Origin of the sequence: Streptomyces sp. NPDC001270, assembly GCF_042896695.1 — a bacterium.
In the GTDB taxonomy this organism is placed as follows: Bacteria; Actinomycetota; Actinomycetes; order Streptomycetales; family Streptomycetaceae; genus Streptomyces.
This window is the reverse complement of sequence record NZ_JBIAXM010000055.1, coordinates 23,523-36,729: the sequence shown is the minus strand read 5'-3', so window position 1 is coordinate 36,729 and position 13,207 is coordinate 23,523. Positions and strand designations below refer to the sequence as shown.

The 13,207-nt window shown below is 69.5% G+C and carries 10 protein-coding genes; 2 read left to right on the top strand and 8 right to left on the bottom strand.

What is annotated here, in order from left to right; all coding sequences use genetic code 11:
* Positions 1 to 246: 246 nt before the first annotated feature.
* The 3 genes from ACFY2B_RS43285 to thyX form a co-directional block, all read right to left on the bottom strand.
* Entirely contained in the window at positions 247 to 1,932 is a 1,686-nt protein-coding gene (locus ACFY2B_RS43285) for a ribonuclease J (RefSeq protein WP_390768573.1), read from the bottom strand.
* A 144-nt stretch (positions 1,933 to 2,076) separates the two neighbouring features.
* Entirely contained in the window at positions 2,077 to 2,976 is a 900-nt protein-coding gene (gene dapA, locus ACFY2B_RS43280) for a 4-hydroxy-tetrahydrodipicolinate synthase (RefSeq protein WP_376537805.1), read from the bottom strand.
* Between the two features lie 193 nt (positions 2,977 to 3,169).
* Positions 3,170 to 4,819, bottom strand: coding sequence for an FAD-dependent thymidylate synthase (thyX, locus tag ACFY2B_RS43275; RefSeq protein WP_390768572.1), 1,650 nt, complete (start codon positions 4,817 to 4,819; stop codon positions 3,170 to 3,172).
* Between the two features lie 254 nt (positions 4,820 to 5,073).
* On the opposite strand from thyX, the gene ACFY2B_RS43270 reads away from it, so the two are divergent.
* Both ACFY2B_RS43270 and ACFY2B_RS43265 read left to right on the top strand, forming a co-directional pair.
* Positions 5,074 to 5,337 carry a hypothetical protein gene (locus tag ACFY2B_RS43270; protein WP_390768571.1) on the top strand — a complete coding sequence of 88 codons (264 nt, stop codon included), beginning with the start codon at positions 5,074 to 5,076 and terminating at the stop codon, positions 5,335 to 5,337.
* Positions 5,338 to 5,453: 116 nt separating this feature from the next.
* Entirely contained in the window at positions 5,454 to 6,008 is a 555-nt protein-coding gene (locus ACFY2B_RS43265; protein ID WP_390768570.1) for a hypothetical protein, read from the top strand.
* Positions 6,009 to 6,077: 69 nt separating this feature from the next.
* On the opposite strand, the gene ACFY2B_RS43260 is transcribed toward ACFY2B_RS43265, so the two are convergent.
* The 5 genes from ACFY2B_RS43260 to ACFY2B_RS43240 all read right to left on the bottom strand — a co-directional run bounded on the left by ACFY2B_RS43260 (position 6,078) and on the right by ACFY2B_RS43240 (position 12,961).
* Complete coding sequence (locus ACFY2B_RS43260; protein WP_390768569.1) at positions 6,078 to 7,751, bottom strand: IS1182 family transposase; 1,674 nt, start codon at positions 7,749 to 7,751, stop codon at positions 6,078 to 6,080.
* A 253-nt stretch (positions 7,752 to 8,004) separates the two neighbouring features.
* A complete protein-coding gene (locus ACFY2B_RS43255) occupies positions 8,005 to 8,448 on the bottom strand; it encodes a hypothetical protein (protein ID WP_390768568.1) in 444 nt (147 codons plus the stop codon).
* 18 nt (positions 8,449 to 8,466) lie between these two features.
* Positions 8,467 to 9,219: a 4-hydroxy-tetrahydrodipicolinate reductase gene (dapB, locus tag ACFY2B_RS43250; protein ID WP_390768567.1), complete on the bottom strand. Its 753-nt coding sequence runs from the start codon at positions 9,217 to 9,219 to the stop codon at positions 8,467 to 8,469.
* 125 nt (positions 9,220 to 9,344) lie between these two features.
* On the bottom strand, positions 9,345 to 10,724 hold the full coding sequence (locus ACFY2B_RS43245; protein ID WP_390768566.1) for a M16 family metallopeptidase: 1,380 nt from the start codon (positions 10,722 to 10,724) through the stop codon (positions 9,345 to 9,347).
* Positions 10,721 to 12,961 (bottom strand): polyribonucleotide nucleotidyltransferase, encoded by a 2,241-nt coding sequence (locus ACFY2B_RS43240; protein ID WP_390768565.1) that lies wholly within the window; start codon positions 12,959 to 12,961, stop codon positions 10,721 to 10,723. The genes ACFY2B_RS43245 and ACFY2B_RS43240 overlap by 4 nt, the downstream gene beginning before the upstream one ends.
* Between the last annotated feature and the right edge of the window lie 246 nt (positions 12,962 to 13,207).

The window sequence follows — 13,207 nt, the reverse complement described above, 5'->3', positions numbered from 1 at the left end:
CGACTCTATCAGACCTTTTCTCGGTCCGATTTCCTCGGTGCTTTCCAGGGTCTCGCTCTCGCGTTTCCCTTTCCGGCGCTTCCGACTTTATCAGAGATTCTGAGTCGAAATTCCCAGCCCGTTCGGGTGGACTCGGACACGCACCAGGCAGCCGGGTTTCCCTCTCGGGCAGGGCCGTAAACGTACTGGAGCGGGGTGCCTCGATGCAAATCGAGGCACCCCGCTCCGGGTTCAGCCGTCGGCGGGTCAGACCTCCACGACGACGGGGAGGATCATCGGCCTGCGCCGATACGTGTCCGAGACCCACTTGCCGAGGGTGCGTCGGATGAGCTGTTGCAGCTGGTGCGGTTCGACGACGCCGTCCTGGGCCGAGCGCTCCAGGGCTTCCGTGATCTTCGGGAGGACCTCGGCGAAGGCCGTGTCCTCGATGCCTGAGCCGCGGGCCTGGACGTGCGGGCCGCCCGTGATCTTGCCCGTGGACGAGTCCACCACCACGAAGACGGAGATGATGCCCTCGTCTCCGAGGATCTTGCGGTCCTTCAGCGCGGGCTCGCCGACGTCGCCGACCGAGAGGCCGTCGACGTACACATAGCCGGCCTGCACCTTGCCGGAGATCTTCGCCTTGCCCTCGACGAGGTCGACGACGACGCCGTCCTCCGCGATGACGATCCGGTCGTGCGGGACCCCGGTGAGGGCTCCCAGTTCGGCGTTGGCCCGCAGATGGCGCCATTCGCCGTGCACCGGCATCAGGTTCTTCGGGCGGCAGATGTTGTAGAAGTACAGCAGCTCACCGGCGGAGGCGTGACCCGAGACGTGCACCTTCGCGTTGCCCTTGTGAACGACGTTGGCGCCCCAGCGGGTCAGGCCGTTGATGACGCGGTAGACCGCGTTCTCGTTGCCGGGGATGAGGGACGAGGCCAGGATGACCGTGTCCCCCTCGACGATCCGGATCTGGTGGTCCCGGCTGGCCATCCGGGAGAGGGCGGCCATCGGTTCGCCCTGGGAGCCGGTGCAGACCAGGACCACCTGGTCGTCCGGCAGGTCGTCGAGCGTCTTGACGTCCACGACCAGGCCCGGTGGGACCTTCAGATAGCCCAGGTCACGGGCGATGCCCATGTTGCGGACCATCGAGCGGCCGACGAAGGCGACCCGGCGGCCGTACTCGTGTGCCGCGTCCATGATCTGCTGGATGCGGTGGACGTGGCTGGCGAAGCTGGCCACGATGATCCGCTTGCGGGCGCCGGCGAAGACCTGGCGCAGCACGTTGGAGATGTCGCGCTCGTGCGCGGTGAAGCCGGGGACCTCGGCGTTGGTGGAGTCGGCGAGGAGGAGGTCGATGCCCTCCTCGCTCAACCGCGCGAACGCGTGCAGATCCGTGAGGCGGTTGTCCAGCGGCAGTTGGTCCATCTTGAAGTCGCCGGTGTGGACCACCAGGCCGGCGGGGGTGCGGATCGCGACCGCGAGGGCGTCCGGGATGGAGTGGTTGACCGCGACGAACTCGCAGTCGAAGGGTCCGATGCGCTCCCGGTTGCCCTCGGCGACTTCGAGGATGTACGGGCGGATGCGGTGCTCCTGGAGCTTCGCCTCGATCAGCGCGAGGGTCAGCTTGGAGCCGATCAGCGGGATGTCCGGCTTCTCCTTCAGGAGGAACGGCACTCCGCCGATGTGGTCCTCGTGCCCGTGGGTGAGGACGATGCCCTCGATGTCGTCGAGGCGGTCCCGGATCGATGAGAAGTCCGGCAGGATCAGGTCGATTCCGGGCTGCTCCTCCTCGGGGAAGAGCACCCCGCAGTCGACGATCAGCAGGCGGCCGCCGTACTCGAAGACCGTCATGTTCCGGCCGATCTCGCCGAGACCGCCGAGCGGGGTGACCCTCAGGCCGCCTTCGGGAAGCGGCGGGGGTGAGCCGAGTTCAGGATGCGGATGACTCAAAAGACTCTCCTCAACCACGCGCGCCACGTACCGGTGGGCACGTGGCGCGCGTGACGTTCGTGCAGAAGCAGTTGTCGTTGTGGATTACGGGCACCGGTGACCCGCGTATTCAGTTGTGAAGCTCGGGTGCTGCCAAGTCTGTTGTCAGAGCTGTACCCCGCCGGCGGCAAGATCGATCTTGAGCTGCTCGATCTCCTCGGGAGTGCACTCGATCATGGGTGCGCGCAGCGGCCCGGCGGGCAGGCCCTGGAGGGCGAGCGCGGCCTTGGCCGTCATGACGCCCTGGGTGCGGAACATGCCGGTGTAGACGGGGAGCAGCTTCTGATGGATCTCGGTGGCCTTCTGGACGTCGCCGGAGGAGAACGCCTCGACCAGGGCGCGCAGGTCCGGAGTGACCACGTGGCCGACGACCGAGACGAAGCCGACCGCGCCTACGGAGAGCAGCGGCAGGTTCAGCATGTCGTCGCCGGAGTACCAGGCGAGGCCGGACCGGGCGATGGCCCAGCTGGCCCGTCCGAGGTCGCCCTTGGCGTCCTTGTTGGCGACGATCCTCGGGTGCTCGGCGAGGCGGACCAGGGTCTCCGTGTTGATCGGTACGCCGCTGCGGCCGGGGATGTCGTACAGCAGGACCGGCAGTCCGGTGGCGTCGGCGACGACTTTGAAGTGCTGGTACAGGCCCTCTTGCGGGGGCTTGTTGTAGTACGGGGTGACGACCAGGAGGCCGTGTGCGCCCGCGCGCTCCGCGGCGCGGGCCAGCTCGATGCTGTGGTGGGTGTCGTTGGTGCCGACACCGGCCACGACATGGGCGCGGTCGCCGACCGCTTCCCGTACGGCTCGTACTAGGTCCGTTTTCTCCGCGTCGCTGGTGGTGGGGGACTCGCCGGTGGTGCCGTTGATGATCAGGCCGTCGTTGCCTGCATCCACCAGGTGGGTGGCGAGCCGCTGGGCGCCGTCGAGGTCGAGCGCGCCGTCCGCCGTGAAGGGCGTGACCATGGCGGTGAGGACCCGCCCGAAGGGGGTCTGCGGAGTGGAGGTCGGAGCCATGGGTAACACGCTACTCGGTGCTCCCTGTGTGGTCTGCCCTAGGGGTGCCCGGAAAGTCAGGACAAATGCGGAGCCCGGCACTGCCTGCTCGGGGGTTCAAGCAGTGCCGGGTCCGTTTGATCAGGCTAGATGAACTTCTCCAAATGCCGCAATACGGACACTTCACCAGGCTGATCCGGACCTGCGTGCGGTCTCATGGGGCGACCCGGCCGTTGGCGTTGAAAGCGGCGTGCGTGAGCGGCATGAGCTGGGCCCAGGCGGCCTCCATCTGCTCGCCGACCATCTCGATCTCCCGCTGCGGGAAGGACGGCACCTTGGCCAGTTCGTGCTGGGTGCGCAGGCCGAGGAAATGCATCAGGGACCGGGCGTTGCAGGTGGCGTACATCGAGGAGAACAGGCCCACGGGGAGGACCGCCCGGGCGACCTCGCGGGCCACACCGGCCCCGAGCATCTCCTGGTACGCCTCGTAGGCGTGCCGATAGCTCTCCTCGGTGACGCGTCCGACCAGTTCCTGCTGGGCCTGTGTGCCCTCCACGAACCGGTATTTGCCCGGGCGCCCCTCCTGGACGAGCCTGCGGGACTCGTCGGGCACGTAGAAGACCGGCTGCAGCTCGCGGTAGCGGCCGGATTCCTCGTTGTACGAGTTGTGCACGACGATGCCGTTGGCCAGGAAGTTGTGCCAGGGACCCGCCACCGAGAGGTCGTACGTCATCTCCTCGCCCCGGGCCTCGATGGCGACGATCCGGTCCGGAACGGCCCTGGAGATCTCGTCGCCACGCCGGGCCGCCGTCTGCTCCTCGGCGCTCCTGGCGGCCTGGCAGGGTTCGCAGGCCGGGGCGAGGTTCTTCTCGTCAAGGGCTCTGGTCAGGTCTTCGGCGACCGGGACGACGTGGTCCAGGGCGAGCCGGTCGCGTGGGAAGTCCTGCCCGCAGCGGTGGCAGGTGTCGGTTTCCCCGATCAGCCGCTGCCGCTGCGCGGCGGTCCAGACGCCGATGCCGCGCTGGAGGCCCGGCGGGACGTCCGCCTGCGCGGACCGGGACTCGGATCCGGCCGCCATGACGGCGTCCCCGACGGCCAGCTCCCCTGCCTTGCGCCAGCCCTCCGGTGTGAACACGGCGTGGTCGACGGTGCAGCGGAGCGACTTCCCGGACGCCGTCGTGATCTCGATCAGGGGCTTGACCCCGGATTCGAAAACGTCGACGATCCTGGTCCGCCGGGCGAGCAGGGTCTCCTCGTCGTAGCAGCGGACGTGGCTGCGGCGGAGCGGGTCGAGCTTGCGCAGACGGGTGGCCGGGTGCTGCTCGCGGAATTCGGCCACCGCCGAGTCGGCCGCCTCGCGGCTCTCGTACAGACCCAGGTAGTGGTCGGTCTCGTCGTGCCGGACCTGGGCCGTCCACTTGCCCGCGCGGCTGTGCCAGGTCACGCCGCCGGCGGAGGGCGGCAGCCCGTCCTCGGCGCCCAGATGCCAGAGCTCGTGCAGCTCGGCGATGGTCCGCCGGCGGATCCGGCCGGCCTCGCTCTCCAGGGTGATCTCCGTGTCACCGGCGACGCACCAGCCCACGCGGTGCCGCATGAACTCGCGGAACACGAAGATCGGGGCATTGATGAAGAACGTCATCGAGTTGTGCTCGAAGGGGCTGCCGTGCCGGTCCCGCATCAGGTAGTTGATCAGTCCCTTCGAGCGCTCGGGGTCCTTGTCCAACTCCGCCAGGGACTGCTCGCCGGCCGTCGAGACGCGGGCGGCGAACAGTACGTCGGCGTCCGACGCGCTGTGCTTGACCAGCTCGACGGTGACATCGCTGCGGAAACTGGGCTCGGGTTCCTCGACGGGGGTGTCGGTCACGGCTCGGCGGGTCCTTCCATCACGTCTCTCGGGCGGCGCCCACTCTACGGCCCGGCACTGACATCGGGGCGTTCGCTGCCGGGACGCGACATCTTCGACGAACCCAGGAGAACTTCTGGGAATTCGGGGCAAGAGGGCACCTTTCGTGGAGTTCGCTCGTCTCTATGAGCGAGGGCCACTTGTTCGAGTCGTTCGAGCGTGAGGGCCGCTTCGGCGTTCGTCCGACGTCCGACCTTCGAAGGGAGACGCATCCGATGCCCCTCCCCCAGCTGCCGCTGGGAGGCGCCTCCAGGCGCGAACCCGTACCGTTCGGCTTCCTCGCCGATGCCGAGAAGTTCCGCAGCAATGTGGCGCCCCCGCCCCGTCAGCGTGCGTCCGCCGGGCAGCTGGCCGGGCGCTGGCTGCTCGGGCTCACCATCGTCGCCGGGCTCGTCGGCTCGCTGGTCCTCGGCATGCCCGCGCTGTCCACCCCCACCGCCACGCAGACACCGCAGTCGCAGGCCGCGCAGGGGCGCTGATCCCGGCCCGGCGTCTCGGGGGTCCCACCCTTACGGACCCCCGAGGGTGGTGAGCGGGGACACCGGCGGATAGCCTCACCGGGCACAGCCCATGCATGGACGAGTGAGGACCAGCCGTGCCCCTGCCCTTCCTGACGGCCGACCGATCCTTCGAGGCAGCCGACGACATCGCGTTGCCGTACGACGACCGCAGCCGCTGGCGGCGTCCCTACCGGCCCGGACCCTGGCGGGTGGGCATGGCCGCGCTGTGGCTGCTGCTCGCCTCGTTCGTGCTGTTCGGCGCGGTCATCATCGCGCTGACCAGTTCGGCGGCCTCCGCCGCGGTGGTGTTCGCCGTGGCGCTTGCCGTCATCGCCGCGGCGCTGCGGCTGCTGCGCATGGGCGTGTGGGTCAGCGCGCGCGGCCTGCGCCACGTGGCCTTCCTTATCACCCGTACCGTGCCCTGGAAGCGGGTCATCGCGGTGCGCACGGTGCAGCAGCCGGTGCGCTGGGCGGGGCTGCCGCGCACGGTGCAGGGGCAGGCGCTGATCGTCAAACGCAAGGACCGTGCCGCCGAGGAGCCCGGGCCGCTGCTGACCACGCACACCCTGGACTTCCTGGGGCGCATCCCGGCCTTCGACCGGGCGGCGGACACGGTCGAGGCATGGGCCGCGGAGTACCGGCGCAGCTGAACCGCCACCCAACGGGAAGGGGCCCGGTCCGCACAGGTGGACACTGTTGGTTTATTCGGGCCCGGCCTGCTACTTCGCCCCGCCGAGCGTCAGCTCGGCGGGGCGAAGTGCTGCGAAGTGGCTGGCGCGGGTGCGGGCCCGGGGTGTGCCGGTGAGGTGGGCGTCGATGCGGGCGAGGTTGATGGCGGCACCGGTGAGCTGGTGCTGGAGGCTGGTCTTCGCGAGGCCGCGGTAGCGGGATCTGCGCAGGCCGCAGCGCCCGACGCCTTGGGAGATGGTGCCTTCGACGCCGGCACGGATCTTGTAGCGGTCTTTCCACTCGTCGGTCTGCTGGAGAGCGCGGGTGCGTTGGAGGGCCTGGTGCTCGTCGTGTTGCCGCAGGGTGAGTTCCCTGCGTCCGGCCTTGGGTGAGCTGACGCAGTCGCGTAGTGCGGGGCAGTGGCGGCAGTCGGCCGGGGAGAATCTGACCCGGATCACGGGGAGCTGTTGCTGAGAGGCGCGCAGGGCCCACTGGGTGCTGGTGGCTCCGTTCGGGCAGGTGACCTGCTGCTGGTCCCAGTCGACGGTGAAGGCGTCCTGTCCGTAGCCCCTGCCGTTCTTGGCCTGGGCAACGGTGACCGCCTGGAGCGGTCCGTGCAGCCCGATGCCGTGCTCACGCCGGGCGGCAGCGATCTGGGCAGCGGTGGCATACCCGGTGTCGACCCAGTGTTCACCGGGCAGGCAGTGTCGTTCGGCCAGGCCATCGTGGATGTTCTCACCCATCACGCTGTCGGGGACGGTAGCGACGGCCGTGGCAACGTTCGTGATCAGATTCGAGGTGTCCGGCTCGCAGGTCTCGGTCAGATGGGTCTTGTATCCCTCCCAGAGGATGTCGCGCTTCTTGCTGCCCCTGGCTTCGGGGTCATAGGGCGTGACCAGGCGCTTCGCGCCCGGCGGCCGGTCTTTTGGGTCCCGCCGCCTCACCTCGCCCCCGGTCAGGTGGAAGTGCTGGACCCACATCTGCCGCAGGATCTCCACCTGCTCCAGCTCCCTCAGTCCGGCCGGTGCCTGGGGCGAGAAGACAGCCTCAAGCAGCCGCATCCCGTCCGTCCCGATCCGCCTGCCGATCTCCTCCCGCTTCATGTGGGCCTTCGGGAACCGGGACTCCTCGGCCCGGGTGGCGTAATGCCGGAACCAGTCCGGCTCGGCGACCTCGACCAGCCAGTCGGGGGCAGCCTGCGCGAGCGCGTTCAACGCCGAACGCAGCGCCTCCGCCACCATCTCCAGCCAGCACAGCTCCCGCACCGCGGACTGCGCATGCGTGGAGTCAGTACGAGCACGACCGGCGGTCTTGAGCAGCCCCTTCTCCCGAGCCGCGGCCAGGATGCCGTCCAGCACCCGCCTGCCCGCCTCCGCATCGACGAGACAGTCCCGGAACTCCGAGAGCACCAAGAAGCCGAAGCCCGGATCAGCCAGTTCCAACGCGAGGGCATATTTGAAGTCGATCCTTGCCCGCACCGCCTCTGCGGCCTGCCGGTCGGTGAGCCCTTCGACGAACTGCAACACCAGCACCAGCGCCAGCCGCCCCGGTGACCAGGCAGGCTTTCCCCGCACCGGGAAGAGGTCCGCGAACTCCTCGTCGGTGAACAGCGGGCCCAGCTCGTCCCGGACGCGGATCGCCAGGCTCCCCTTGGGGAACGCGGCCCTGGCCACCCGCACCGTCTCCGCCGGAATCTCCCCCGGCCCCTTCGGCTGCATAGACATCGACACCCACCCCATACGACAACGTCGGCTCCCAAGACCACCACCAGGTCTTGGGAGCCGACGTCACGCACGGGCCCGAATAAACCAACAGCGTCCGCCAGGCTCCGGGCCCCTTCCCGTTGGGTGCGGAATCCCGGAATCCCCCTTGTCCGCGAGCCCCGGCGCGCCGACCGGTGGTCAGCGCGTCGTCCCGTGCTCAGCCCGTCGTCCCGTGCTCAGCCCGTCGTCCCGTGCTCAGCCCGTCGTCCCGTGCTCAGCGCGTCGACTGGTGCAGTGCGATGGCCCGCTGCATCGCCTTGCGGGCGCGGGGGGTGTCACGGGCGTCGTGGTAGGCCACGGCCAGGCGGAACCAGCTGCGCCAGTCGTCGGGGGCCGCCTCCGTCTCGGCCTTGCGCCGGGCGAAGACCTCGTCGGCCGAGTCGCGGTCGATACGGCCTCCGGTGGTACGCCGCAGCTCGTCGACGGGCAGGCCGCCCTCGGCGTCGAGTTGCGCGGCGAGCTGGTTGGCCCGGCGGACGAACTGGGTGTTCTTCCACAGGAACCACACGCCGATCAGCGGCAGGATCAGCACCGCGATCCCGAAGGTGACGGTCACGACGGTGCCGGACTGGATGAGCAGGACGCCGCGGCTGCCGACCAGGACGAAGTAGAAGACCAGGACGGCGGCCGTGACGAGGTAGGAGATCTTCGCGCGCATGTGAGTGGGCCCCTCTACTCAGCCCAGGTCGAGGAAGTGTTCCAGGCCGACGGTCAGGCCGGGGGCGGACACCACGCGACGCGCGCCGAGCAGGATGCCCGGCATGAAGCTGCTGTGGTGCAGGGAGTCGTGACGGATGGTGAGGGTCTCGCCGTCGCCGCCGAGCAGCACCTCCTGGTGGGCGAGCAGTCCGCGCAGCCGTACGGCGTGGACGGGGACGCCGTCCACGCTCGCCCCGCGGGCGCCGTCGAGGGCGCTGGCGGTCGCGTCCGGTGCCGGGGCCGTGCCGGCCGCCCTGCGGGCCTCGGCGATGAGCTGCGCCGTGCGCGTGGCGGTGCCGGACGGGGCGTCGACCTTGTCCGGGTGGTGCAGTTCGATCACCTCGACCGATTCGAACCAGGGCGCCGCGATCTGCGCGAACTTCATCGTCAGGACAGCGCCGATGGAGAAGTTCGGGGCGATGAGCACGCCCGTCCGCGGGGACTCGGCGAGCCGGTCCCGCAGCCGCGCGAGGCGCTCGTCGGTCCAGCCGGTGGTGCCGACGACGGCGTGGATGCCGTGGCGCACGCAGTAGTCGAGATTGTCCATCACGGAGGCGGGGGTGGTCAGCTCGACCGCGACCTCGGCGCCGGTCTCGGTCAGCGTCTCCAGGCTGTCGCCCCGGCCGAGGGCGGCGACCAGCTCCATGTCCTCGGCGGCCTCGACCGCCCGTACGGCCTCGGAACCGATCCGGCCCCTGGCGCCGAGGACCGCCACACGCAGCTTGCTCATGTACTTGCTTCCTAACCGGAGGGATGGGACCGGAGGTGATTCCGCCGAGGCCACGCTGACCAGCGGCGGGGTGATCGGGGATCTCGTGCCGGGGCGGGCCCGAGCGGAGATCCGCCAGAGGGACCCTAGGCGACGGCGTCGTGCAGCCGGGACGCCTGCTTGTCCTTCAGCGGGCCGATGACCGACAGCGAGGGACGGCGGCCCAGGACGTCACGGGCGACGGCGCGGACCTCGTCCGGGGTGACCTGCGCGATCCGGGCCAGCATGTCGTCCACGGACATCTGCTCGCCCCAGCACAGCTCGCTCTTGCCGATACGGTTCATCAGCGCGCCGGTGTCCTCAAGGCCCAGCACCGTCGAACCCCTCAGCTGCCCCACGGCACGGGCGATCTCGTCGTCGGACAGTCCGTGCTCGGCGACGTGGTCCAGTTCGTCGCGGCAGAGCTTCAGCACGTCGTGCACCTGGCTCGGGCGGCAGCCCGCGTACACGCCGAACAGGCCGCAGTCGGCGAATCCCGAGGTGTACGAGTACACGCTGTAGGCCAGGCCGCGCTTCTCCCGGACCTCCTGGAACAGCCGGGAGGACATCCCGCCGCCCAGGGCCGTGTTCAGCACGCCCAGCGCCCAGCGGCGGTCGTCGGTGCGGGCCAGGCCGGGCATGCCGAGCACGACGTGTGCCTGCTCGGTCTTGCGGCCGAGCAGTTCGACGCGGCCCGCGGCGCGGATCGTGCGGCGGCCGTCACGCGGGGCGATGGGTACCGCATCGGCGTTCCGGAGCGCGCCGGCCTTCTCGAAGGCGGCCCTGACCTGCCGTACGACCTTGTTGTGGTCGATGTTGCCGGCGGCCGCCACGACCAGGTGGGTCGGGTCGTAGTGCTTCTTGTAGAAGCGGCGGATGCGGTCCGCGGAGAGGGCGTTGACGGTGTCGACCGTGCCGAGGACGGGACGGCCGAGGGCGTTGTCGCCGAACATGGTGTGCGCGAACAGGTCGTGCACACAGTCGCCGGGGTCGTCCTCGGTCATCGCGATCTCTTCGAGGATGGCGCCGCGCTCGACGTTGACGTCGTCCTCAAGGATGAGCGAGCCGGTGAGCATGTCGCAGACGACGTCTATGGCGAGCGGCAGATCGGTGTCGAGCACACGCGCGTAGTAGCACGTGTACTCCTTCGCCGTGAACGCGTTCATCTCGCCGCCCACCGCGTCGAGCGCGGCGGAGATGTCCAGTGCGGACCGGCTTCCGGTGCCCTTGAAGAGCAGGTGCTCCAGGTAGTGCGTGGCGCCGTTGAGGGACGGCGTCTCGTCCCGGGAGCCGACGTGCGCCCAGATGCCGAAGGTGGCGGAGCGCACCGAGGGCAGCGTCTCGGTGACGATGCGCAGGCCGCCCGGGAGGGTGGTCTTGCGGACCGTGCCGATACCGCCGGTGCCCTTGATCAGGGTTTGGGTACGGGCGACGGCCCGCGTCTCCGTGGAGATGCGGGCCGTCGCCGTGGCGTTACGCGACGTCACTTGTCGGCGTCGTCCTTCTTGTCCGAGCCCGCGGCGGAGCCGTCGCCGGCGGTTTCCTCGCCCTCGATCACGGGGACGAGGGAGAGCTTGCCGCGGGAGTCGATCTCGGCGATCTCGACCTGGACCTTCTGGCCCACGCCGAGGACGTCGTCGACGTTCTCCACGCGCTTGCCGCCGGCCAGCTTGCGGATCTGCGAGATGTGCAGCAGACCGTCCTTGCCGGGCAGCAGGGAGACGAACGCACCGAAGGTGGTCGTCTTCACGACCGTACCGAGGTAGCGCTCGCCGACCTCGGGCATCGTCGGGTTGGCGATGCCGTTGATGGTGGCGCGGGCGGCCTCGGCGGACGGGCCGTCGGCGGCACCGATGTAGATCGTGCCGTCGTCCTCGATGGTGATCTCGGCGCCCGTGTCCTCCTGGATCTGGTTGATCATCTTGCCCTTGGGGCCGATGACCTCACCGATCTTGTCGACCGGGATCTTGACGGTGATGATCCGCGGGGCGTGCGGGGACATCTCGTCGGGCCGGTCGATGGCCTCCATCATCACGTCGAGGATGTGCAGGCGGGCGTCGCGGGCCTGCTTGAGGGCCGCGGCCAGAACGGAGGCCGGGATGCCGTCCAGCTTGGTGTCGAGCTGGAGGGCGGTCACGAACTCCTTGGTGCCGGCGACCTTGAAGTCCATGTCGCCGAAGGCGTCCTCCGCACCGAGGATGTCGGTGAGGGTGACGTAGTGCGTCTCGCCGTCGATCTCCTGGGAGATCAGGCCCATGGCGATGCCGGCGACCGGGGCCTTCAGCGGCACACCGGCGTTGAGCAGCGACATGGTGGAGGCGCAGACGGAGCCCATGGACGTCGAGCCGTTGGAGCCGAGGGCCTCGGACACCTGGCGGATCGCGTACGGGAACTCCTCGCGCGTGGGCAGGACCGGCACGAGGGCGCGCTCGGCGAGCGCGCCGTGACCGATCTCGCGGCGCTTCGGGGAGCCGACGCGGCCGGTCTCACCGGTGGAGTACGGCGGGAAGTTGTAGTTGTGCATGTAGCGCTTGCGGGTCACCGGGGAGAGGGTGTCCAGCTGCTGCTCCATGCGGAGCATGTTGAGGGTGGTGACGCCCAGGATCTGCGTCTCGCCGCGCTCGAACAGCGCGGAACCGTGCACCCGCGGGATGGCCTCGACCTCGGCGGCGAGCGTACGGATGTCCGTCACGCCACGGCCGTCGATGCGCTTCTTCTCCTTGATGACGCGCTCGCGGACCAGGCTCTTGGTCAGCGAGCGGTACGCGGCGGAGATCTCCTTCTCGCGGCCCTCGAACTCCGGGAGCAGCTTCTCGGCGGCGAGCTGCTTGACGCGGTCCAGCTCCGCCTCGCGCTCCAGCTTGCCGGCGATGGTGAGCGCCTGGGCCAGCTCGGGGCGGACCGCGCCGGTCAGGGCCTCCAGGACGTCGTCCTGGTAGTCGAGGAAGATCGGGAACTCGCCGACCGGCTTGGCGGCCTTGGCGGCGAGGTCGGCCTGGGCCTTGCACAGGACCTTGATGAACGGCTTCGCGGCATCGAGACCGGCGGCGACGACGTCCTCGGTGGGCGCCTCGGAACCGTCGGCGACCAGCTTGATGGTCTCCTCGGTGGCCTCGGCCTCGACCATCATGATCGCGACGTCGCCGTCCTCCAGGACGCGACCGGCGACCACCATGTCGAAGACGGCGTCCGCCAGCTCGGTGTGGGTCGGGAACGCCACCCACTGGCCGCGGATCAGCGCGACGCGGACGCCGCCGATCGGGCCGGAGAAGGGCAGACCGGCGAGCTGGGTGGAGGCGGACGCGGCGTTGATCGCGACGACGTCGTACAGGTGGTCGGGGTTGAGGGCCATGATCGTGGCGACGACCTGGATCTCGTTGCGCAGGCCCTTCTTGAAGGAGGGGCGCAGCGGCCGGTCGATGAGCCGGCAGGTGAGGATCGCGTCCTCGGAGGGGCGGCCCTCACGGCGGAAGAAGCTGCCGGGGATCTTCCCGGCCGCGTACATCCGCTCCTCGACGTCCACCGTCAGCGGGAAGAAGTCGAGCTGGTCCTTGGGGTTCTTGGAGGCGGTGGTGGCCGACAGCACCATGGTGTCGTCGTCCAGGTACGCCACGGCGGAACCGGCGGCCTGCTTGGCCAGCCGGCCCGTCTCGAAGCGGATGGTCCGGGTGCCGAAGGCGCCGTTGTCGATGACGGCCTCGGCGTAGTGGGTCTCGTTCTCCACTAGCGTTTTCTCCGTTACTTGTCGTCTTCGTCCCGCGGCTGCCCGTGTGGCAGGGGGACGGTTGCGGAGAAGCGCTCCGTCTGGTGCGGGCCGGTCTTCGATCGAAGCACCCGGGGCTCGCTCCCCCGGGGGCCACTACCGAGGACCGGCGGCGGCGAGGTGCGCTTCTCCTTCTTCGTTGTCGTGCTGTGTCGTCCGTATTGCGTTGTGCTACCACACTACAAAGCGTGCGTGACACTCCGCACG